The 22,180-nt window shown below is 36.2% G+C and carries 21 protein-coding genes and 1 tRNA gene; 13 read left to right on the forward strand and 9 right to left on the reverse strand.

The genetic code is table 11. The features are described from left to right. Positions 1-111 precede the first annotated feature (111 nt). From CS937_RS18355 to CS937_RS18390, 8 genes are all read left to right on the forward strand, one after another. Positions 112-1,773 (forward strand): glycerol-3-phosphate dehydrogenase/oxidase, encoded by a 1,662-nt coding sequence (locus CS937_RS18355; RefSeq protein WP_099159911.1) that lies wholly within the window; start codon positions 112-114, stop codon positions 1,771-1,773. Positions 1,774-1,910: 137 nt separating this feature from the next. After that, complete coding sequence (locus tag CS937_RS18360) at positions 1,911-2,909, forward strand: tetratricopeptide repeat protein (protein ID WP_176555886.1); 999 nt, start codon at positions 1,911-1,913, stop codon at positions 2,907-2,909. Positions 2,910-2,999: 90 nt separating this feature from the next. Then, on the forward strand, positions 3,000-3,950 hold the full coding sequence (gene trxB, locus CS937_RS18365; RefSeq protein WP_099159912.1) for a thioredoxin-disulfide reductase: 951 nt from the start codon (positions 3,000-3,002) through the stop codon (positions 3,948-3,950). 628 nt (positions 3,951-4,578) lie between these two features. Continuing rightward, positions 4,579-5,046: an 8-oxo-dGTP diphosphatase gene (locus CS937_RS18370; RefSeq protein WP_099159913.1), complete on the forward strand. Its 468-nt coding sequence runs from the start codon at positions 4,579-4,581 to the stop codon at positions 5,044-5,046. Between the two features lie 12 nt (positions 5,047-5,058). After that, positions 5,059-5,949 carry an RNase adapter RapZ gene (gene rapZ, locus CS937_RS18375; protein WP_099159914.1) on the forward strand — a complete coding sequence of 297 codons (891 nt, stop codon included), beginning with the start codon at positions 5,059-5,061 and terminating at the stop codon, positions 5,947-5,949. Then, positions 5,946-6,902 (forward strand): gluconeogenesis factor YvcK family protein, encoded by a 957-nt coding sequence (locus CS937_RS18380; RefSeq protein ID WP_099159915.1) that lies wholly within the window; start codon positions 5,946-5,948, stop codon positions 6,900-6,902. The genes rapZ and CS937_RS18380 overlap by 4 nt, the downstream gene beginning before the upstream one ends. Positions 6,903-7,022: 120 nt before the next feature. Continuing rightward, positions 7,023-7,973, forward strand: coding sequence for a DNA-binding protein WhiA (gene whiA, locus CS937_RS18385; protein ID WP_099159916.1), 951 nt, complete (start codon positions 7,023-7,025; stop codon positions 7,971-7,973). A 137-nt stretch (positions 7,974-8,110) separates the two neighbouring features. Continuing rightward, a complete protein-coding gene (locus CS937_RS18390; protein ID WP_099160116.1) occupies positions 8,111-8,371 on the forward strand; it encodes an HPr family phosphocarrier protein in 261 nt (86 codons plus the stop codon). Between the two features lie 50 nt (positions 8,372-8,421). Here CS937_RS18390 and clpP read toward each other — a convergent pair whose 3' ends face one another. The 9 genes from clpP to CS937_RS18435 form a co-directional block, all read right to left on the reverse strand. Continuing rightward, the gene (gene clpP / locus CS937_RS18395) at positions 8,422-9,015 is read right to left on the reverse strand and encodes an ATP-dependent Clp endopeptidase proteolytic subunit ClpP (RefSeq protein WP_099159917.1); all 594 of its coding nucleotides are present in this window, start codon (positions 9,013-9,015) and stop codon (positions 8,422-8,424) included. 490 nt (positions 9,016-9,505) lie between these two features. Beyond that, the gene (locus tag CS937_RS18400; RefSeq protein ID WP_099159918.1) at positions 9,506-10,117 is read right to left on the reverse strand and encodes a response regulator; all 612 of its coding nucleotides are present in this window, start codon (positions 10,115-10,117) and stop codon (positions 9,506-9,508) included. Further along, entirely contained in the window at positions 10,092-11,480 is a 1,389-nt protein-coding gene (locus tag CS937_RS18405) for a sensor histidine kinase (protein WP_099159919.1), read from the reverse strand. Before CS937_RS18405 ends, CS937_RS18400 begins: the two co-directional genes overlap by 26 nt. A 33-nt stretch (positions 11,481-11,513) precedes the next feature. Further along, a complete protein-coding gene (locus CS937_RS18410; protein ID WP_099159920.1) occupies positions 11,514-12,104 on the reverse strand; it encodes a DUF6305 family protein in 591 nt (196 codons plus the stop codon). 72 nt (positions 12,105-12,176) lie between these two features. Beyond that, complete coding sequence (gene nikC, locus CS937_RS18415) at positions 12,177-13,088, reverse strand: nickel transporter permease (protein ID WP_245835805.1); 912 nt, start codon at positions 13,086-13,088, stop codon at positions 12,177-12,179. A 53-nt stretch (positions 13,089-13,141) separates the two neighbouring features. Next, positions 13,142-14,146, reverse strand: coding sequence for an ABC transporter permease (locus CS937_RS18420; protein WP_099159921.1), 1,005 nt, complete (start codon positions 14,144-14,146; stop codon positions 13,142-13,144). A gap of 94 nt (positions 14,147-14,240) precedes the next feature. Continuing rightward, complete coding sequence (locus CS937_RS18425) at positions 14,241-15,881, reverse strand: ABC transporter substrate-binding protein (protein WP_099159922.1); 1,641 nt, start codon at positions 15,879-15,881, stop codon at positions 14,241-14,243. Between the two features lie 53 nt (positions 15,882-15,934). Next, complete coding sequence (locus CS937_RS18430; protein ID WP_099159923.1) at positions 15,935-16,915, reverse strand: ABC transporter ATP-binding protein; 981 nt, start codon at positions 16,913-16,915, stop codon at positions 15,935-15,937. Next, positions 16,912-17,916 (reverse strand): ABC transporter ATP-binding protein, encoded by a 1,005-nt coding sequence (locus tag CS937_RS18435; protein WP_218012847.1) that lies wholly within the window; start codon positions 17,914-17,916, stop codon positions 16,912-16,914. The genes CS937_RS18430 and CS937_RS18435 overlap by 4 nt, the downstream gene beginning before the upstream one ends. Before the next feature lie 218 nt (positions 17,917-18,134). Between CS937_RS18435 and CS937_RS18440 the strand changes: the two genes are divergently transcribed. From CS937_RS18440 to rpoN, 5 genes are all read left to right on the forward strand, one after another. Next, positions 18,135-18,210: transfer RNA gene (locus tag CS937_RS18440), tRNA-Arg, on the forward strand. A gap of 267 nt (positions 18,211-18,477) precedes the next feature. Next, positions 18,478-18,828, forward strand: a complete 351-nt coding sequence (locus tag CS937_RS18445; RefSeq protein ID WP_099159925.1) for a DUF485 domain-containing protein — start codon at positions 18,478-18,480, stop codon at positions 18,826-18,828. A gap of 3 nt (positions 18,829-18,831) precedes the next feature. Beyond that, positions 18,832-20,373 (forward strand): solute symporter family protein, encoded by a 1,542-nt coding sequence (locus CS937_RS18450; RefSeq protein WP_099159926.1) that lies wholly within the window; start codon positions 18,832-18,834, stop codon positions 20,371-20,373. Between the two features lie 138 nt (positions 20,374-20,511). Beyond that, positions 20,512-20,724, forward strand: a complete 213-nt coding sequence (locus CS937_RS19255; protein WP_141554377.1) for a hypothetical protein — start codon at positions 20,512-20,514, stop codon at positions 20,722-20,724. A gap of 163 nt (positions 20,725-20,887) precedes the next feature. Continuing rightward, on the forward strand, positions 20,888-22,180 hold the full coding sequence (gene rpoN, locus CS937_RS18460; protein WP_099159928.1) for an RNA polymerase factor sigma-54: 1,293 nt from the start codon (positions 20,888-20,890) through the stop codon (positions 22,178-22,180).

The raw sequence follows: 22,180 nt of genomic DNA on the forward strand, positions 1-22,180 counted from the left end.
TATGTTTAAAATCCATTAACTATAATAAAAATTCTTCTAAATAATACATGAGTTTCTGATTGAAAGGGTACTTATAATTAGAAGAGAATTTTTGTAGGGGAGTGAAGGTTGATGACAAATTTCTCAAGCTTAAAGCGTAACGATATTTTTAACAATTTAACTGAGCAGTCATTAGACGTATTAGTAATAGGTGGCGGAATAACAGGTTCAGGGATCGCGTTAGATGCTGTTACACGTGGGCTAAATACCGGTGTAATTGAAATGCAGGATTTTGCTGCAGGTACATCAAGCCGTTCTACTAAACTTGTGCATGGCGGACTACGATATTTGAAACAATTTGAAGTAAAAATGGTAGCAGAGGTTGGGAAGGAACGTGCGATTGTGTATGAAAATGGACCTCACGTAACTACTCCTGAATGGATGATGTTACCATTTCATAAAGGTGGAACATTTGGACCATTCACAACAAACATAGGATTACGTGTTTATGATTTCTTAGCAGGTGTTAAGAAAAGTGAACGTCGAAAAATGTTAAGTCCGAATGAAGCATTACAACGAGAGCCGTTAATCAAAAAAGAAGATCTAAAAGGTGCTGGCTACTATGTTGAATACAAAACAGATGATGCACGCTTAACTATTGAAGTAATGAAGAAGGCAGTACAAAAGGGAGCGCATGCCATTAACTATGCTAAAGCGATGGACTTCATTTATAACAAATCAGGTAAGATTACAGGGGTTTTAGTTGAAGACCAAATAAATGGAGAAACATTAAAAATTTATGCAAAAAAAATTGTGAATGCATGTGGTCCATGGGTTGATGATTTAAGGGAAATTGATGGGTCTAAAAAAGGCAAGTCATTACATTTAACAAAAGGTGTACACTTAGTATTTTCTAAAGAACGTTTTCCGCTACAACAAGCGATTTATTTTGATGCACCCGATGGTAGGATGATATTTGCAATTCCACGTAACAATAGTACTTATGTTGGTACAACGGATACAAGTTATGAAGGGAATATTGCACATCCAACCTTGACTGAAAATGACCGGGATTATTTGTTAGACTCCATTAACTATATGTTCCCTTCGTTAGATATGAAATCAGAAGACGTAGAATCTAGCTGGGCGGGTTTACGACCATTAATTCAAGAAGAAGGGAAATCTCCTGATGAAATTTCTCGCAAAGATGAGATATTCATATCTGATTCGGGTCTTATATCTATGGCTGGTGGTAAATTAACTGGTTATAGAAAAATGGCGGAACAAGCTGTTAATACAGTTGTTAAACAATTGAAGGATGAACAGGGGATATTATATTCTAAATCAGAAACGGAACACATGCCAATTTCTGGTGGTGAAGTCGGTGGTTCTAAGGGGTTTGCACGGTATAAACAACGAAAAGTTCAAGAGGGTGTTGTACTAGGAATCGATGAAACTACGGTGGAAATGCTTGTTCAAAGATATGGTGCAAACATAGATACTATTTTTGAAATATATCAGGATAAACAGGGTCAAGCTAATAATGAGGAAATTGATCCAATCGTATTTGCTGAACTTATCTATGCTTTAGATTATGAACTGGCATATAAACCAGTTGACTTTTTCATACGCAGAACTGGTGGATTATTTTTTGAGATTGATTGGGTTAGAACACACAAAGATAATGTAATAAACTATATGGCTAAAACCTTTAATTGGAGCGACGATCAAAAAAAGGATTACACAAAACAATTAGACGAATTGCTTCATGAAGCTGTAACACCGGAAAAATAATAGCGGAATAGAAACGCCTCTCACATTTGAGTGGTGTTTTTATATATATCAAAGGAAATTAAATATATCTTCTATAATTCCCTACATGAATGTGATATACTTTGTTCGGGTACGTTATGATAAGTAGGGGGATAAGCATGCAACGTATAGAGAATAATACAGAAAATAGTAAACAAAATAATGTTGTCCCTTTTATTCCTGAAGGTGATTTTTATTTTACAAAAGGCGTTGAAGCCTTTCAGAAAAGAAAGTTTGATATTTCATTAAAATGGTTGCGTAAGGCAATAGAAGCAACCCCCAAAGACCCATTATACCAATGTCAAATGTCAATTGTATATACGGAAATTGGAGCATTCCATGCAGCTAACCAACTGTTGAACCAGGTACTACAATCAACAGGTGATAAATATACAGATTGCTATTATTTATTAGCTAATAATTATGCACATCTAGGTTTACTAAACGATGCCAAAAAATATGCTAAATCGTACCTTGATAAAGAGCCTAATGGTGATTTCAGTGAAGAGGCAGAAAGTTTGTTATATTTAATTGATATAGATGAAGATGATGAGGAAGATTGGGAACTGGAAGAAGAGGATGAGCTTCTTGTTTACCAGGAAACGGTTTTTCATCATATGGAAAACATGGAATGGGAACAGGCATTACCAATACTCGAAGAGATGATCTCGCTATTTCCAGATCATAAGTTAACCAAACATGATTATACACATGCATTATTCTTCAGTGGACGTCAAAAGGATGCGATTCAGATGGAATTAGATGTTCTTGAGGAGGAACCTAATTCTTTGTATTGTCATACTAATTTAGCAGTGTTTTATTATGAATCAAATGATGAAGAATATAAAAAACATATTAGTGGACTATTAAACGTATATCCAATCCATGAACATCAAAAATTAAGGATAGCTGCTACGTTAGCAAGAACACATTTTTATCAAGAAGCATATCAGCGTTTTCGTGCGCTTGTAAAAAGTGTCGTTAAAGGTCATCCATCTTATTACAGATGGTATAGTTGTGCAGCGTATCAGTTAGGAGAGCAGGCTGTAGCAGATAAATTGTGGGAAGAGGGTTGTAAACGGCACCCTAAACTGTCAAATGTACAGAAACCGTGGTAGGCCCAATTTGAGCAGAATAATAGACGAAACGGTCTTGTTCTTATACGATAAGTGTGATTTAAGATAATAGAGAAAAAGGGGCTGAAGTATATGTCCGAAGAGCAAATTTACGATGTTATTATTGTAGGAGCTGGACCTGCAGGAATGACAGCAGCTGTTTACGCTTCACGTGCGAATTTAGAGACATTAATGATTGAACGAGGAATTCCAGGGGGCCAAATGGCAAATACAGAAGATGTAGAAAACTATCCTGGATATGATCATATTTTAGGACCGGATTTATCAAATAAGATGTTTGAGCATGCTAAAAAATTTGGTGCAGAATATGCGTACGGTGATATTAAAGAAGTAGTTGACCATGGAGATTATAAAACTGTAATTGCTGGTAAAAAAGAATACAAAACGCGAACACTTATTATTACAACTGGTGCACAGTATAAAAAATTGGGAATTCCAGGTGAAGAAGAATTAAGTGGTCGTGGAGTATCTTATTGTGCAGTATGTGATGGCGCATTCTTTAAAGAAAAAGAATTAGTTGTAATTGGCGGTGGAGACTCTGCCGTTGAGGAAGGTGTTTATTTAACTCGTTTTGCTAAGAAAGTAACGATTATCCATCGTCGTGATGAATTACGCGCTCAAAAAATTCTGCAACAACGTGCATTTGATAACGAAAAAATTGACTTTATTTGGGACACAGTAGTTGAAACAATCAATGGTACAGATGGAAAAGTAAGTAGTGTAACATTAAACAACCGAAATACTGGAGAGAAAAGTGATTTCTCAGCAGATGGGGTGTTTATCTACATTGGAATGGTGCCATTAAGTGACCCATTTAAATCACTAGGAATAACAAATGAAGATGGTTATATTCCAACGAATGAAAACATGGAAACAAAGATGCCAGGTGTCTTTGCTGCCGGAGATATTCGTGAGAAAGAGCTTCGACAAATTGTGACAGCTACTGGTGATGGAAGCATTGCAGCCCAGTCAGCACAGGGCTACATTGAAAATTTATTAGAAGAACTAAAAGCCGCAAAATAAAAATTAATAATTTTTTTATGAAAGTAATTGCTTTTTAACGCTGTTGTAACACGCACGAAATATTTTTGGGGTACAATATAGTTAACTAATTGACCCCCTTTTAATAGATAAATTAGTTTATTGCACAGGTGCTTTGCATCTGTGCCTTTTTTTGTACTTTATGATAAGCGTTTGTCCAAACTTGTCGAACATCCTTGCCAGTCCTATATCGATTTAAGGTGGTTTTTTCCATTAGGCTTATATATTTCTATTTATATATAACAACAGAATTTCACATTTTTTATTACTTTCTGGCACGTAGCCCGTATACATTGCGCGCATCTATGGCGATATATGTTTATCTTTTCTGATAAGTGAATGGGCAGCGAAGGAAATACACGGAGACTCCACAGGGAGTGGTCTTTGTGAGCGAGGAGACTCAGCGCTAGGCCACGGAAAGCGTAGTGTATTTCCTTAGCGGCGCCCAGTGGTGAGTTCAATTAGATAAGATGCAGCGTTAGAATGAGCAACAGTCTTTTCGAAAACAGCCTTCTATTTGAATCATATTCTTGTAGCTTTGAATTTTTTCATTGTATAATAGGAGTAGTGTTTATACTTTTCCTCTTAAAAAGAAAGAGGTGGATTACGCATGCAACGAGTGACAAATTGCATAGTTATAGATAATGAACAGGTATTATTATTAAAAAAACCTAGACGAGGCTGGTATGCTATTCCTGGTGGGAAAATGGAGCAAGGGGAGTCCATAAAAGAATCAGTGACAAGGGAATATCGCGAAGAAACTTCATTGAATATCAAAAATCCCAGGCTGGCCGGAGTATTTACGTTTAACATTTTTGATCATGAAACAATTATTCAAGAGTGGATGATGTTTACATTTGTTTGTCAAACATTTGATGGCAAATTAACAGAGCATTGTGTTGAAGGTGAGTTGGAATGGATACCATTAAACCAAATCCTTGACTTGCCGATGGCTGAAGGGGATCGAAATATCTTTAAACACATTTTATCCAATAATAAAGATATGTTATATGGAACATTTACGTATACAACAGAGTATGAGTTACTTGATGAGAGGCTTGATCCAGCAATATCTTAAGGGGGAAAGCATATGAAGAAAACGGAACAGGAAACGAAATTGGTTATTATTACTGGGATGTCTGGAGCAGGAAAAACAGTAGCTGTTCAGAGTTTTGAAGATTTAGGCTATTACTGTGTTGATAATTTACCCCCAGCGTTACTACCGAAATTTCTGGAACTAATGAGAGATGCAACAAACAATATTCAAAAAGTCGCATTAGTAATGGACTTGCGAGGACGTGAATTTTTCGATTCTTTATTTGAGGCATTAGATGTACTGGATGAATCAGAATGGCTTGAGGAGCACATTATATTTCTTGATGCAAAAGATGAATCATTGGTTACGAGATATAAGGAAACAAGACGTTCCCATCCACTCGCTGTAGGTGGATTACCTCTTAATGGTATTAAACAAGAGCGGAAAATACTTGATGAATTAAGGGGCAGAGCACAGCGGATTATTGATACAACAAACCTGAAACCAAGAGAATTACGTGAAAAGATAATTAAAACATATTCAGAGGATAAGCAGGAGATTTTTTCTGTACACATGGTTTCGTTCGGCTTTAAATATGGTGTGCCAATTGATGCGGATTTAGTTTTTGATGTCAGGTTCTTACCAAATCCTCATTATGTATCACAATTGCAGCCATTAACGGGTCTTAATCCAGAAGTTTCCTCTTATGTATTTAAATGGTCAGATACACAAAAGTTTAATGAAAAGGTTCTTGATTTGCTGCAATTTATGTTACCTCAATACAAAAAAGAAGGTAAATCCCAGCTTGTCATTGCAATTGGTTGTACGGGTGGTCAGCATCGGTCAGTAGCCATAGCTGAGTATTTTGCTAAAAAGTTATCAAGCAATTATATTACCCATATAAGTCACCGTGACATTGATAAGCGGAAGGCCCATCATATATGAATAAGGAACAATTACCAAAGGTTGTCGTAATAGGTGGTGGGACTGGGATGCCCGTTCTTTTGCGTGGCCTGAAAAGTTTACCAATTCATTTAACTGCTCTAGTTACGGTTGCCGATGACGGTGGAAGCACAGGAAGATTGCGTACAGAGATGGATATCCCAGCTCCTGGTGATATCCGGAATGTCATTGCTGCATTATCAGACGCAGAACCGATGCTATTAGATTTATTCCAGCATCGTTTTGCAAATGGAAATGGATTATCTGGGCATTCAATGGGAAATTTGTTGCTGGCTGCATTAACTTCAATTACAGGTGATTTTTACACCGGTATCAAAGAAATTTCCCGTGTATTAAATGTGAAAGGCAAAATATATCCTATCTCAAATGAAAGTATGTCATTACATGCGAAAATGGAAGATGGAACAATCGTTTCTGGAGAATCAAATATCCCACTTGTAAAGAAACGAATTGAGAGCGTATTTTTAAGTCCTCAATCGATTCAGCCATTACCAAATGCAGTACGTGCAATAAATAATGCCGATTTGGTTGTAATCTCACCAGGTAGTTTATATACAAGCATATTACCAAATTTAATCATTCCAAAAATAGATATTGCATTGAACAATTCAAAAGGAAAAGTTGTTTATGTTTGCAATGTTATGACACAAGCAGGTGAAACAACTGGATTCACTGCTTCAGATCATGTCCAAGCTATTCGCAATCATGTTGGCAATGAATGTGTCGATTCAATTGTTGTGCATAATGAACCAATTAGTGAAAGTGTCCGTGATGTGTATGCAGAGGAAAATGCTGAGCCTGTAGTTTATGATACGGAGCAGCTTCTGGAGATGAATCTGCAAATAATCGAAGGGGATATTATTGATCATTCAAAATCAACGCTTCGGCATGATACGCATAAAATTGCCAAACTGCTTTATTCACTTATTGATTAACTTAAATCAACACTCAACATCCTCTGTGTTTTCTGTAAACGAGAGGGTTTGAAGAAATCGGCTTCGTAGCTGTTTTTGTTCAAACGACAAATATAAAGTAAATAGTAGGGAGGTGATGGATTGTCATTTGCATCGGAAATAAAAAAAGAATTAACATCAGTTCAACTTGACGAATGCTGTATTCGTGCAGAACTTGCAGCACTAGTTCGCATGAACGGTGCCATTTCGGTATCTAGGCAGGATTATTTACTTGATGTTCAAACGGAAAACGCTGCAATAGCACGTCGTATTTATACATTGATTAAATCACTTTATTCGTTTCAAGTAGAATTGCTGGTACGCAAAAAGATGAAGCTGAAGAAAAATAATGTTTATATTGTTCGGATGAAGGAAGATGTACGGGTTTTACTATCGGATCTAGATATTTTACAAGAGCCATATACATTTGACCGTACCATCTCAGAACACTATTTGAAAAAGTCATGCTGTAAGAAATCCTACCTGCGAGGTGCTTTTTTAGCAGGGGGATCGGTAAACAATCCAGAAACTTCCTCTTATCATTTAGAAATATTTAATTCTTATCAAGAACATAACGACTCGTTATGTAATTTATTAAATAGTTTTAATTTGAAAGCTCGAAAACTAGAACGGAAAAATGGTTATATCACGTATATAAAGGAAGCTGAAAAAATAACTGAATTGCTAAGTATCATTGGAGCTCATAATGCATTATTTAAATTTGAGGATGTTCGGATTGTCCGTGATATGCGTAATTCGGTAAATCGACTTGTAAATTGCGAAACTGCTAATTTGAACAAAACAATTGGAGCGGCATTTAGACAGATTGAGAACATTAATCTAATCGACAAAACAGTTGGACTTGACACATTACCTGAGAAGCTTCGTGAAGTAGCAGTGTTACGAGTGCAGCATCAGGATGTTTCCTTAAAAGAATTGGGGGAACTAGTATCCAATGGGAAAATTTCTAAATCTGGAGTTAATCACCGGTTAAAGAAAATTGATGAATTCGCAGATAAAATTCGAAACGGCGAAAAAGTTTTGGAAAAATAATATATATAAACATTTTTACAATATTCCATGATATAATGTGGATAATTTACCCAATGCTCTTCATCTGGGAAAGGTGGGGAGTGTTTTTCTGAAATATAATGATAGCGATTTCAAAAAATGGGGAGAGGATGATGGAGTTGGTTGAGAGGTCTGTAAAGGTGGAAATTGATAGTGGTTTACAAGCAAGACCAGCAGCTAGATTTGTTCAGGAGGCAAATCGTTACGCTTCACATTTATTTTTAGAGAAAGATGGAAAACGTGTGAATGCGAAGAGCATTATGGGGTTAATGAGTTTAGCAATTACGATGGGTGAAACTATTACATTAATTGCTGAAGGAACTGACGAAGAGGTAGCTCTTAATCAATTGACTTCGTTTGTAACGGTTACAAAAGTTTGAAATATGAAAACCCCTTGATTATGTTCATGATAATCAAGGGGTTTTTGTTGTTATTTCTTATCTGATTTACGTTCTAACACTTTATCAACTAGACCATATTCAACAGCTCTTGAAGCGGTCATGAAATTATCGCGCTCTGTATCACGTTGAATAACCTCAAGTGGTTGACCACTACGCTCAGCTAGAATTTCATTGATTTTTTCACGCATTTCTAAGATTCGTCTTGTATGGATTTCAATATCTGTTGCTTGCCCTTGTGTTCCACCAAGTGGTTGGTGAATCATTACTTCACTATTTGGAAGAACATAACGTTTTCCAATCTCACCAGCAGTCAGAAGGAATGCACCCATTGATGCTGCCATCCCAGTACAAATTGTGGATACATCAGGCTTAATTAACTGCATAGTGTCATAGATAGCCATTCCAGCTGTAATAGAACCACCCGGAGAGTTAATGTATATGGAAACGTCTTTATCAGGATCTTCTGCCTCTAGGAAAAGTAATTGAGCAACGATTGAGTTTGCCACGTTATCGTCAATAGCACTTCCTAACATAATGATGCGGTCTTTAAGTAAACGTGAGTATATATCATATGCACGTTCTCCACGGTTTGTTTGTTCAATAACTGTAGGTATTAAATTCATGTGTAAATCCTCCCTTAATTCATTCAAAGTAATCCATTTAGATTGGATATTTTTATCATAACTAATAGGTCAAAAAAGGTCAAACAAAAACGATCGACAAAATATAAATAAAAAGCATAAGCTCTTCTGTTAGCCATCCATAGTTAGTAATGAAATAGGCTAATATATTCTTTAATTTGTAAAAAATACACTTTCCATCATTCCCATTATCTTATAAAATAAACCTTCTTACTGAGCGTTATCTAGTTATCGATTATGTTTAAAGGCTATTTTCTAAAAGATTGTTGCTTTTTTACATGTTGAATCGTACGGTTTAATAATTGATATGAAATGCTATGTTGATTTCGCACCTTTAGTTGCTCTTTGTCTCGCAGCGCGAGCCCGTGCAAAGCGTAGTATTTTCCCGTAGCAGTCGCAGCATATCATACATGATTTTGTGTTATGTCATAATTTCTATAAATAGCAACAAATTAAGCGAAAAGAGCCTTTTTTAAATGAATTTGTACATATTTTTTGGACGCCCTTTTTTCCCATAATGTGAAATAACTTCAACTTCTCCTTTTCCCTCGAGGTAATTTAAGTAGCGGTGAACAGTTTGATAGGCAATCGGTAAATTTTGCTGAATTTCATTTATTGAGGAGGGATTGTTTTGCGTCAAAAGATAATTTTTGATTGACATCAATGTTGCTTGATTGATCCCTTTATCGACAAACACACTGTTTTTATCATCTGTCAGTCGGCTGATTTTTAAATTAATACGAATTCTGGAAAGTAAATCCGGTGCTTTGAATGGCTTTAGAGCAAAGTCAGTTGCACCAGCATTTAGAAAACTATTCGCAATTTCCTGCCGTTCGTCTACTGTTAGGATAATGATTGGTACTCGTTGGTTGTAATACCGGATTTCTTTTGTCGTTTTTAACCCATCCCAATTTGGCATGTGGTAGTCAAGGAGTACTAAATCTGGAATTATTTTTTTACATAACTCTACTGCCTGTCTGCCAGTTGATGCTTCAACAACGTTATATTCGGCAAATTTACAGATCTCATTTAATGTATAACGAATGTCTTCGTTATCATCAACTATTAAAACGGTTGTACTCAACTTTGTTTTCACCTTCTTTATGAATCGGAAGTAAAATATTCATTTGTGTATGACTACCCGGTACACTGTTCACAGTTATACTTCCATCATGGTTTTCCACTACACGTTTAACAAAAGATAGACCAAGCCCCGAAGAATTTTTCGTGCTAAATCCATCTTGCCAGATACTTTCCAGGTGTGATGTTTTGATCCCTGGACCATTATCCTGAATTCGGAACAAAATCCCCCTATCTATTCTTTTGACATGGACACGGATATATCCTGCTTTTCCAGCGAATGAAGTGATTGCATTTTCTAGAATGTTGGAAATAGCACGGGAAAAACGAATTTTATTTATGTAAATAGGTGGCAAATTTTCTTCCATAACAATTTCTAAATCAGCTTTTTGTTCGTCTAGACCTAAATGACTTGTTACATAGTTAAGTAAATCCTTGATCGAGATGTATTGTTTAATATTCTCATAGAGTATTTCTGAAATCATATCGTTCATCTTGTCAAGGGAGTGGTCCATTCGTTTAAAATAGTTATGTAAAATGCTATTATTTTCCGGCTGTAATTTCATGTTAATTAACGAAAGTAAACCCTCCACAGTTACTAAGGGCGTTTTTAAATCGTGAACCAATGCATTTATTTCTTGATACACTTTTGATTCAACTAACGCAATACGAGTTTCTTTTAATTCTTCCTCCTGGTGCTGATACTTTCTTACGGTAAAGAGTTGTTTGTTAACAAGATGAATAAGGAAGGTAAGAATGCTTGCGATTGTAAGAAACGAAGCAAAAAATATCGTCGCAAGTGTATTAAACAATCTGTTACTGGTAAAATAGTTATCGGCAATTTTTATACTAACTGCAATATCACTTGTTCCGAATCCAAAATGAGATAAAGCAGGGATTAGCTGAGCCCATTGAATGGAAACCAAAATTAAAAAGATAATAATAGATGAAATCATATAATAAAGCTTTTGTTTTGGTATGAACAATTGAAGGGAAATCACAATACCTATTGTTAGGATAAACCCAAGGGAAGAAAAATTTTCATTATAAAATTGATTAAATAGTAAAAAGGCAATCATCGAAAAGGCAATAAACAACAAAGAAAATGTAATGGATTCCAAATTTTTGGAAAGAGCATGGGCAACCATCATACTACCAAAAATAATAAGAAAGAAAATGATTGTATATTTTGCTATATAGGCAAATGAAATAATCATAAGTTGACCGCTATCTTGTAGGACAATGCTTTCCTTAATCCCCTCTAATATAAATATTGACCATTCATTTATAAATGTCGGAAAGAATTCGCCATATGCTAGTAAAAGAATTCCTACAAAGCCAATAAGTGAATAATTTTTTTCTTTCATTCGTATCTCAACCTTCCTTACTATTAAAAGATCCTATCTAAACACAGAGTTAAAAGGTACTTGCATATCCGCTAACTGATTTACAAGTGTAGATGGTACGTGGTGTGCTTTTAGTGTATTTAATAGTTTGGTTACATGTTTCGTATTTTTTAGACCGATATAATAGTCAGCATAGGGAACAGCCTTTTTGAAAAGCTTCCATGTATTTTTATTAGCTCGACTTGAACCAGAAAGGTTGACAAGTACAACAGGCAACTTTTTCAATTCAGCTTCTTTTACCAATTTCCCTGTACGGACTATTTCATCGTTTAAAGATCTTGGTGTATGTGACAAACCATTAGCACTATATCCAAGTACAATCACAACACTTTGATAATCATAAAGATCTGTAGCTAGTGCTCTTGGACGATAATCTGCATCAAGGTTCAAATTTTCAGCAATTGAGAGAAGGATCGTACCTTCTGGAGCTTGTCCTGCCGAAGTAATTAGGATTTTTTCCACACCAATTGGTGCTGGTAGATTTGGATATGTATTGACATGCTTATTTGTGGAAAAATCCATAGAGGTAAATAGAAAGGTTAATGATAGAAAAAAACATAGAATAACTGGAATATATTTCTTCAATTAAGACACTCCACTTCTCGCCAAAAAATGTAAAAGGTAAAGCATGGCTTTACCTTTTTTAGTATAAACTATTTATTGTTTTAATCTAGGGTCTAAGGCATCGCGTAATCCGTCACCTAATAGGTTAAATCCTAATACGACAAAGAAAATTGCAAGGCCAGGAAAAGCTACAACCCATGGAGCATTTTGTATCGCAGCCTGCCCATCACTTAACATAGCGCCCCATTCAGGTGTTGGTGGCTGTGCTCCAAGACCAAGAAAGCTTAACCCAGCGGCGTCTAATATGGCCGTACCAATACTAAGAGTTGTTTGAACAATTATTGGAGCAACACAATTGGGAAGTACATGTTGCATTAAGACTCTTCCGTTTTTTGCGCCAATAGATTTAGCAGCTTCGATATACTCTGTTTCTTTAATAGATAATACTGCAGATCGAACAATTCTGGCAAACTGTGGTATTCCTACTATACCAACAGCAATCATAGCATTTGTTAAACCTGGTCCAAGTACAGCTACTAAAGCAATGGCGAGCAGAATACTTGGAAAAGCCATCATAATGTCGATTATCCGCATGATAATTTGGTCAATCCAACGGCCGAAATAACCGGCAATGCCTCCCAATAGTACGCCAATTATCATGGCAATACCAACTGCAATAACCCCAATTTGAATGGAAATCCGTGATCCATACACAATTCTGCTGAAGATATCTCGTCCAAGTTCATCTGTGCCTAGAAAATGTTCAGATGATGGTGGCTGATAGCGGTTTATAATGTCTTGATCCGTAGGGCTGTTTGTAGCAATTATTGGCGCTAATATAGCTGTTAATATCAATATTAGAATAATACATAATCCAATAAAGGATGTTTTACTTTTTACAATTCGCATGGCTGAATCTAGCCATAATTTGCTAGATTTTGTTTGTTCAGGTTCACCAATATTTGCTGAATTTGGATCTGGTAATGGATTTGGTTGAAGTGACAAATGGTGCACATCCTTTCCTATTAGTCATTATTTTCACCAAGTAAGTATAGTTTCTACTCATACCTTATCCTAGGATCGAAATATTTGTAGAGTACATCTGTTAATAGGTTAACTAGAACAAAAATGGTTGCTACGATCAAGATTGTGCTTTGGACAATTGGATAATCTCGTCCGAGCACAGCAAGATATACGTATCGTCCTATACCAGGCCAAGAAAAGATAGTTTCCGTTAAAACGGCACCACCGAGTAACAGTCCAAATTGCAAACCTATTACTGTTAAGACGGGTAAAGCAGCATTTTTTAATGCATGTTGAAATATAACGAAATGTTTTTTTAACCCTTTGGCATCTGCAGTACGTATATAATCCTGACGCATAACTTCAAGCATACTAGAACGTGTCATTCGGGCAATAATAGCCATTGGTATTGTACCAAGAGCAAGTCCTGGCATTAATAAATGTAAAAATGCATCTTTAAAAGCAAGCCAATTTCCCGTTAATATACTATCTAGTAGATAAAAGTTGGTTATCGTATTTAATTCAACACCAGAGGTTAACCTACCAGACGGAGGTAATATATTTAATGTTACAGAAAAAAGCCAGATCATCATTAACCCCAGCCAAAATATTGGTAATGACACACCAAATAAGGCCCCGGTCATACTTATGTTGTCAAACCACGAATATTGTTTTACAGCGGCTATTACGCCTGCTAATACTCCTATTATCACAGCTAAAAGCATTGCAAAAATCGTTAGTTCAACGGTTGCTGGAAGCTTATGTAATAATTGAATTGCGATATCTTCTTTTGATTGTATGGATTCACCTAAATCACCTTGTAGTATATCTCCTAGAAAGCGTCCATACTGTACGATATAAGAATCATTTAGACCTAGTTCTTCCCGTAAAGACTCTAGTTGGGCTTCAGTAGCCTTCTCACCGAGCATACTTCTTGCTGGGTCCCCAGGAATTAGATGAATTAGGGAAAAAGTAAGGATGGAAACACCAATGAGAACGGGGATAAGCATAATTAGTCTTCGGATAATGTATTTAAGCATCGTTTGATTCCTCCAATTATCTGGAGTATAGAGGGTGCCTCTTTTGTTCAAGAGACACGCTCATTATTCTCCATTTAGGGAATTATTTTTAAATTTACTGTTTAATATCTAACAAGTTAAATGGCTCACTACCAGTTGGATGTGGAACATAATCTACCACTTTTTTACTTGCAGCAATTGGTGGTGTTGTATGTGCAATTGGGAACCATGGTGCATCCTCATGAATTAACTCTTGTGCTTTCAAATAAAGTTCTGTGCGCTTTTCCTGGTCCATTTCTGTTTGTGCTTCTTTCAACAGATCGTGTACCTCATCACTCTTATAGAAAGCAATGTTCCCGGCAGATCCCATTTTTGCATTGTCTTTATCCAATAAAACGTATAGGAAATTATCTGGGTCACCGTTATCACCAGTCCAACCAAGGAATGCCATGTCATGTTCACCATTTTCGGTTACGCTTAAATGAGTATCCCAGTCATTTTCTATTATTTCTACATTAATATTTACTTCTTTCAACATTTCCTGAATTGCCTGAGCAGTTACTTTTGGCTGTGGCATGTATGGTCTAGGATTAGCAAAAGTGTATAGTGTTATATCAAATCCATCTGCATAACCAGCTTCTGCTAACAATGCTTTTGCCTTTTCCACATCATAGCCATAGTCTTCGATTTCATCGTTATACCCCCAAAGTGATGGTGGGATAGGATTCTTAGCTGCTTTTCCAATACCTTCATATAGTGTTATGAGCTTCTCTTTATCAATTGCTAGGTTAATAGCTTGACGAACTAATTTTTCTGACATAGGACCTTCTTTGCCGGTGTTCATTGCCATATAACTTACATTCATAGACGGCCGACGAATAATTTGCAGGTTTTCATCACTTTCTGCTGTTTGAATATCTTGAGGATTAAGTCCTGTCATCATATCGATAGACCCTGATTGTAACTCCATAAAGCGGGCACCATTATCTGGGATAGTACGGAAAATCACTTTATCTACGTTAGCAACTTCCCCAAAATAATTTTCATTTTTCGTTACCGTAATGCTGTCATCCGGAACCCATTCTTCAAATACGAAAGGTCCAGTACCAACAGGATTTTTAAAATAATCTTCTCCATGTTCTTTAATAGCATCAGGACTTGCAATACCGAATGGTGGCATCGCTAACGTTTGAAGAAATGGCGCATTTGGTTCAGATAACGTGAATTTAACCTCGTAATCTCCAGTTGCTTCAACCTTTTCAATAATTCCGCCAAGATCGTCCTCAGAAGCACCAAACATATACCCATAGTAAATATATTCTGCTGACGTTGCCCACCGTTCAAAATTATAGACAACATCCTCTGCGGTAAAATCTGTTCCATCATGGAATTTCACATCATCTCGCAGTTTAAATGTCCATGTTAAACCATCTTCACTCGGTGTCCATTCCGTTGCAAGGGCTGGCTTAACCTCTGTGTTTTCCTCTTTATAGCGAACCAGGGTATCATAGATTTGATTGGTAACATAAATCGATTCCCCGTCTGTAACTTTTGATGGATCCAATTGAATCGAATCGGCACCACGTCCGAATATAAGCGTTTTTTCCCCAGAAGCTTCTTCTGTTGCTTGGTCGTCATCGTTAGCATTTGCATCTGAATCACTATCTGTTGAATTTGCATCATCGCTACATGCACTTACAAATAATACAATTGCAAAAAGTAAACTGAATAATGCTAGTAAATTACGTTTTTTCAAGATATTTCCCCCTCGTAAAAATTAAATTAGTAAAAATGCTAATGTGGTTTGGGTTAATCAACCACCTCCTCAGCAAAATGACACGCTGCTTGTTGTCCATTGGTTGATACCTTCTTGAGTAAGGGTTCCTGGGTGCGACATATTTCCTCTGCAAATGGACATCTTGTGTGAAACTTACATCCTTGTGGCGGCATAGCAGGTGATGGAAGGTCTCCTTTTAAAATAATTCGCTGTTTTTCTCGGTGTGGATTTGCTTCTGGTACCGCCGATAATAATGCTTGTGTATAGGGGTGTTTGGGGTTTTGATAGAGCTCATCCGCTTCACCAGTTTCCACAAGCTCCCCTAAATACATGACCGCAACCCGATCGCTAATATGGTGAACGACACTCAAGTCGTGTGCGATAAAAATGTATGTAAGATTAAATTCGTCTTGTAAATCTTCCATTAGATTAATAACCTGCGCTTGAATTGAAACGTCAAGTGCTGAAACAGGTTCATCACAGATGACAAGCTCGGGATCTAGTGCTATTGATCTAGCAATTCCAATTCGTTGTCGTTGGCCACCACTAAATTCATGCGGATAACGATGCTTGTGGTAAGAGCTTAAACCAACTACATCAAGTAATCTTTCGAGCTTTTTGATGCGTTCATCTTTCGGTACATTGAATATTTTCATAGGTTCTGTGATGATTTGTTCAATCGTTTTTCTTGGATTCAATGATGCATATGGATCTTGAAATATAATTTGCATGTCTTTTCTAAGCTTACGTAACTTTTCTCCACGGTAATTTGTAATATTTTCACCTTTGAATATGACCTCACCATCTGTTGGTTCCAGCAATTTCAAAATAGATCGACCAGCAGTAGATTTACCACAACCGCTTTCTCCAACGAGTCCTAATGTTTCACCAGTTTGTACAGATAATGAAATGCCATCGACCGCTTTTAAAACTGGTTTCTCTTTGGAAAATAGTGATTGTCCTTTTAATGGGAAATGTTTTTTTAAGTCCTTTACCTCTAATAATGTACTCATGGGGTTACCGCCTTTTTAGATTCAGATTCCTCGTATAATAAGCAACGAACTAAATGATTGTCATCTACCTCTCTTAGGTTAGGGTCAATTGTTAAACAACTTTCCATTACATGCTTACATCTTGGTGCAAAACTGCATCCTTTTGGGAGAGCTCGTAAATCAGGCGGGACACCATCAATCGCTTCAAGTTTTTGCTTTTCTGCTGTTATTTTAGGTATTGAATTCATTAATCCAAGTGTGTACGGATGTTTTCCCTCATCAAAAAGATTAGTTGTATCAGTAAATTCCACTGGTTTCCCAGCATACATTACCATTACACGGTCACAAACTTCAGCAACAACACCAAGGTCGTGGGTGATCATAATGATTGCCATATCAAGTTCCTTTTGCATCTTCTTGAAAAGCTCCAAAATTTGCGCTTGAATTGTCACATCAAGTGCTGTTGTAGGTTCATCAGCAATGAGAAGGGAAGGGTTACAAGAGAGCGCTATTGCAATCATCACCCGTTGTCGCATTCCACCGCTGAATTCATGAGGGTAATTTTTTAGTCGCTTTTGTGGATCGGGAATACCGACTAATTCCAATAATTCGATAGCACGTTTTCTAGCTTGTTTTTTAGTGAATTTTTCATGTGCAAGAATTGTTTCAATCATTTGTTTTTCGACAGTGAAAACTGGATTTAAGGATGTCATCGGATCCTGGAAGACCATGGAGATTTCATTTCCACGGATTTTTCTCATTTGTTTATCAGTTTTGTCTACAAGGTTTTCCCCTTTAAAAAGTACTTCACCGTTAACAATTTTTCCTGGAGGTGAAGGAACTAATCCGAGAATTGACATAGCGGTAATACTTTTACCTGACCCTGATTCTCCAACAATCCCTAGAGTTTCACCGGGTTTAATATCAAAATCCACACCATCAACTGCTTTGACAATACCCGATTTTGTGAAAAAGTGTGTATGTAGATTACTTACTTTGAGTAGTGGTGATTCACTTTCCATATACATCCTCCTTTGTTGTGGGATAGTTTTGATTAATTAGATAGTTTTGAATTAACATATATTATACATAGGTTTATGTCATACGATGAGTTTTTCTCTTTTTTCTCAAAAATAAAGAAAGAAGAACATAAAATTATAGTAGATTGTTTAAAAAGTCTTGTATCTAAGTGATAGTGGCGTTATAATATCGTATGTGTCTATTTTAATAATTAGTATCTGCGCCCGTAGCTCAGTTGGATAGAGCGTTGGTTTCCGGTACCAAGTCTGTCGGGGGTTCGAATCCCTCCGGGCGCGCTAACGAAATAAAAGACAAGGAGATAATTTTGCTCCTTGTCTTTTTTTGCATTTTATATAAGTGATACTTCAATCTAGTTAGAATGTTACTGCTAACTAATGCAGAAAGGATACGCACGCAATTCTCCCTTCCTTTTGGGTATTTTGGTTTATTTTTTATAAAGTTAATTGAATTGTTAATAATTTCAATATATTATATACACTGAAAGTTTGTTTGTGAATATTAATAATCTTTCGATGATTAACAGAATGGGGAGGAATATATTTATGGGAAGTGTAAACGAGTTTGACAGTTCAACAGCGTTTAATGAAGAACCAGATTTTGAAAATGTGGCGAACAGTCCACAGTTCAAGCAATTGATACACGAAAGAAAGAGGTTTATCATTCCATTAACGATTTTTTTCTTAGTGTTTTATTTTTCATTACCAATTCTTACATCCTATACGACTATTTTAAACACTCCAGCCATTGGTGATATTTCGTGGGCTTGGCTATTCGCTTTTACTCAATTCATTATGACTTGGGTGCTATGTACGTTGTATGTAAAGAAGTCTGCTTCGTTTGATAAGAAGGCAAATTATGTAATTGAAACGCAATTAAAGAAGGGAGTTAAATAATAAATGAATGCGTCAGTAGTTATCATGTTCCTGCTTATCGTTGCATTAACACTTGTTGTTACATATTACGCTGCTAAAAAGACAAAAACAACTGGTGATTTCTACACCGCTGGCGGGGGATTGACTGGTTGGCAAAATGGTTTAGCAATTGCCGGGGATTATTTATCGGCTGCTTCATTTCTTGGTATTGCTGGGGCTATCGCGTTATTTGGTTTTGATGGTTTCTTTTATAGTATCGGTTTTCTTATTGCTTATTTAGTCGTATTATTTATTGTCGCTGAACCACTCCGTAATTTAGGAAAATATACATTAGCTGATATGATAAATGCTCGTTTTGATGCTAAAAAAGTTCGTGGTGTGGCAGCATTAAACACGATTACAATTGTTATCTTCTATATGATTGCGCAGCTCGTTGGGGCGGGTGCACTAATACAGTTATTATTTGGTCTTGATTATTGGGTTGCAGTATTAATTGTTGGTGTTATGATGACGATATACGTTTTATTTGGTGGAATGACTGCTACTAGTTGGGTACAAATTATCAAAGCAGTTCTACTGATGATCGGAACGGTTATTATTTCGTTTCTTGTTTTAGCAAAATTTGATTTCAATATCCTAAACATGTTCAACGAAATGAAAACGATTACAAGTCATGGGGCAGAATACCTGCAACCTGGTCTTAAATATACGGACCCTCTTGGTACCATTTCCTTGATGATTGCCCTTGTTTTAGGAACTGCTGGTTTACCACACATTTTAATGCGATTTTTCACCGTTAAAGATGCCAAAACGGCACGCAGTTCTGTTGTTACAGCTACGTGGGTCGTGGGGATATTTTATGTTTTAACTATATTTCTTGGATTTGGTGCAGCAGCATTTGTGGGATTCGATACAATATTAGAAGCAAATCCAGCTGGAAATATGGCCGCTCCATTATTAGCTGAAGCAATAGGCGGGGACTTTTTGATGTCATTTGTATCTGCGGTGGCTTTCGCAACAATTTTAGCTGTTGTTGCTGGCCTTGTATTATCAGGTGCATCTGCGTTTGCGCATGATATTTATGGTCAAATAATAAAGAAAGGGAAAATCTCGGATAAACAACAAATGCTTGCTGCAAAATATGCCTCACTTGGCGTAGCGGTTTTCTCTATTTTATTAGCATTATTTGCACAAAATATGAATGTCGCCTTCTTAGTATCATTGGCATTTTGTGTGGCTGCAAGTGCAAATTTACCAGTAATTATTTACACGATTTACTGGAAGAGATTTAATACGTCTGGTGCTCTAACAGCAATGTTAACGGGTTTACTTACTTCTGTCATCCTCGTTGTTATTAGCCCAAACGTTTTCTCACCTGTTGAAGGTGCAGCAATATTTGTTGGCGATCCAATTTTTCCATTCACTAATCCAGCTATTGTTTCAGTACCTTTAGGCTTTCTTGGTGGATATGTTGGTACATTTTTTTCTAAAGAAGTTAATATAAAACGTTATGCTAAAGTAAAGGTGAAGGCAAATACTGGTTATCGTGAAAACGAGGTAAAGTAGAACTTAATTTAGTTAATGTTTGATAAAGAGGATAGACTGACCGATCCCGTAAGGCTTGATAAATGGGAATGGTTAGTCTATTTTTATATGTATACCTTAAATATAATATCTGTATGGCAACCGAAAAGAGGGAGTAAGTTGAGGAAATTGCTTATCTATATTTTCATCATTTTATTAATAGCCACTTTAGTTAGCTTTTACTTAGGATATTTTAATTTTGGAATAGTAACCGGAGCGCTACTGATAATGCTGTCATTTGGTGCTACCAATTTATATTCACAAAAAAATCGGGAGTATTTACATGGAAAAAGACATGAAGATTATGTTAGAAGACGAAACAAATGGCAATAGTTAGGTATCGGTTGAATCTGTTACCTAACTATATTTGCTTTTGCCCCAGATAGAAATGCTAGAGTTAGTGCCAACTTTGTTTTGTATTACAGAAAGATAGCTGAGATTTATTCGTTTTTATGGCAAAATAGGGTGAAGGACCTTTTTCTTTGGGGGAATTCTAATGAAACATAATCTTTCACAAGTCCAAACATTACAAAGGAAAATGAACCAATCTTTATTACAGGCAATCCACTTACTTCAATTTTCCGGTGTAGAGTTAATTGAATATATCCAAGAGATTTCAAAAGAAAATCCTCTCATTGAAGAAGTTAATTTTGACCAAGAAATAGCGACCTATAGATCGGTAAATGAAAATCTTCCTGCAATCGGTGAAATAAATCAAGCTGAATTAACCATGTATGATCAGCTAAAACAACAACTATATACAATCAATTTAACAGATGAATTAAAACCCATTGTATTATTTGGAATTGATTCGTTAAATGAAGATGGTTATCTAGATATAAGCTTTGCACTTTGGGCTGAAAAGTGTGATACAACACTGGACAAAGTGCAAGAAGCTTTGATGCTAATTCAAACGCTGGAGCCATCTGGAGTAGGTGCCCGTACATTACAGGAGTGTATTTTTCTACAGCTTAGGCAAATGGATGTTTATCAATCCTTTCTGGCGGAATTGCTTGAAAAGCATTTGGATTGGATCGCTGATGAAAACATTGAAGCTATTTGTAAACAGTATGATGTTACGGAAGAATTTGTTGATAAGATTTTTCGGAAAATTAAGGGTTGTCACCCTAAACCAGGACAGCTTTTAACTACATCAACTCCAGAGTACATCGTCCCGGAAGCTACTATTTATCAAGACGAGGGAACCCTAAAAATTTCTTTTTATAAATGGAATTCCCCGATAATTGAAATTAGGGAGGAATATAAAGAGGTTTCCAGTTTTGAAGACGAAACTGCAGCATATTTAAAAGAGAAATATAAACAGGTTGATTGGCTAAAGCAAGCTATTACATATCGCAAACAAACACTTGAACTTGTTATACAAACCATTGTGGAAAAGCAGAATATGTTTTTTGAGCATGGTTCGTTTATGCTTCAACCTTTAACACTAAAAGATGTAGCTAATAAATTGGAGATGCATGTATCAACAATTAGTAGAACGATAATGAATAAATATGTACAAACAAAACATGGTGTTACTCCATTAAAATTTTTCTTTCAATCTGGAGTTCGTCAAAAAGACGGAAAACATACTGCATCATTTGTCATTAAACAATTAATGAAAGAGTTAATTGTACTAGAGGATAAATGTAAACCATTATCAGATGAAGCAATTAAAAAACAATTATATAATGAATTTGGAATAACAATAGCGCGCCGAACAGTTATGAAATATCGCAAGCAGATGAATATTTCTGCTTCTACTAAAAGAAAAAGAACAGGTGAATAA

This window comes from Virgibacillus ndiopensis (assembly GCF_900187325.1).
Lineage (GTDB): Bacteria > Bacillota > Bacilli > Bacillales > Amphibacillaceae > Virgibacillus_E > Virgibacillus_E ndiopensis.

Excerpts from the sequence above, each read along its gene's own strand:
- CS937_RS18355 (WP_099159911.1), top strand. The coding sequence starts at position 112 with ATGACAAATTTCTCAAGCTTAAAGCGTAACGATATTTTTAACAATTTA.
- CS937_RS18360 (WP_176555886.1), top strand. The coding sequence starts at position 1,911 with ATGCAACGTATAGAGAATAATACAGAAAATAGTAAACAAAATAATGTT.
- trxB (WP_099159912.1), top strand. The coding sequence starts at position 3,000 with ATGTCCGAAGAGCAAATTTACGATGTTATTATTGTAGGAGCTGGACCT.
- CS937_RS18370 (WP_099159913.1), top strand. The coding sequence starts at position 4,579 with ATGCAACGAGTGACAAATTGCATAGTTATAGATAATGAACAGGTATTA.
- rapZ (WP_099159914.1), top strand. The coding sequence starts at position 5,059 with ATGAAGAAAACGGAACAGGAAACGAAATTGGTTATTATTACTGGGATG.
- CS937_RS18380 (WP_099159915.1), top strand. The coding sequence starts at position 5,946 with ATGAATAAGGAACAATTACCAAAGGTTGTCGTAATAGGTGGTGGGACT.
- clpP (WP_099159917.1), bottom strand. The coding sequence starts at position 9,015 with ATGAATTTAATACCTACAGTTATTGAACAAACAAACCGTGGAGAACGT.
- CS937_RS18405 (WP_099159919.1), bottom strand. The coding sequence starts at position 11,480 with ATGAAAGAAAAAAATTATTCACTTATTGGCTTTGTAGGAATTCTTTTA.
- CS937_RS18420 (WP_099159921.1), bottom strand. The coding sequence starts at position 14,146 with ATGCTTAAATACATTATCCGAAGACTAATTATGCTTATCCCCGTTCTC.
- CS937_RS18430 (WP_099159923.1), bottom strand. The coding sequence starts at position 16,915 with ATGAGTACATTATTAGAGGTAAAGGACTTAAAAAAACATTTCCCATTA.
- CS937_RS18435 (WP_218012847.1), bottom strand. The coding sequence starts at position 17,916 with ATGGAAAGTGAATCACCACTACTCAAAGTAAGTAATCTACATACACAC.
- CS937_RS18445 (WP_099159925.1), top strand. The coding sequence starts at position 18,478 with ATGGGAAGTGTAAACGAGTTTGACAGTTCAACAGCGTTTAATGAAGAA.
- CS937_RS18450 (WP_099159926.1), top strand. The coding sequence starts at position 18,832 with ATGAATGCGTCAGTAGTTATCATGTTCCTGCTTATCGTTGCATTAACA.
- rpoN (WP_099159928.1), top strand. The coding sequence starts at position 20,888 with ATGAAACATAATCTTTCACAAGTCCAAACATTACAAAGGAAAATGAAC.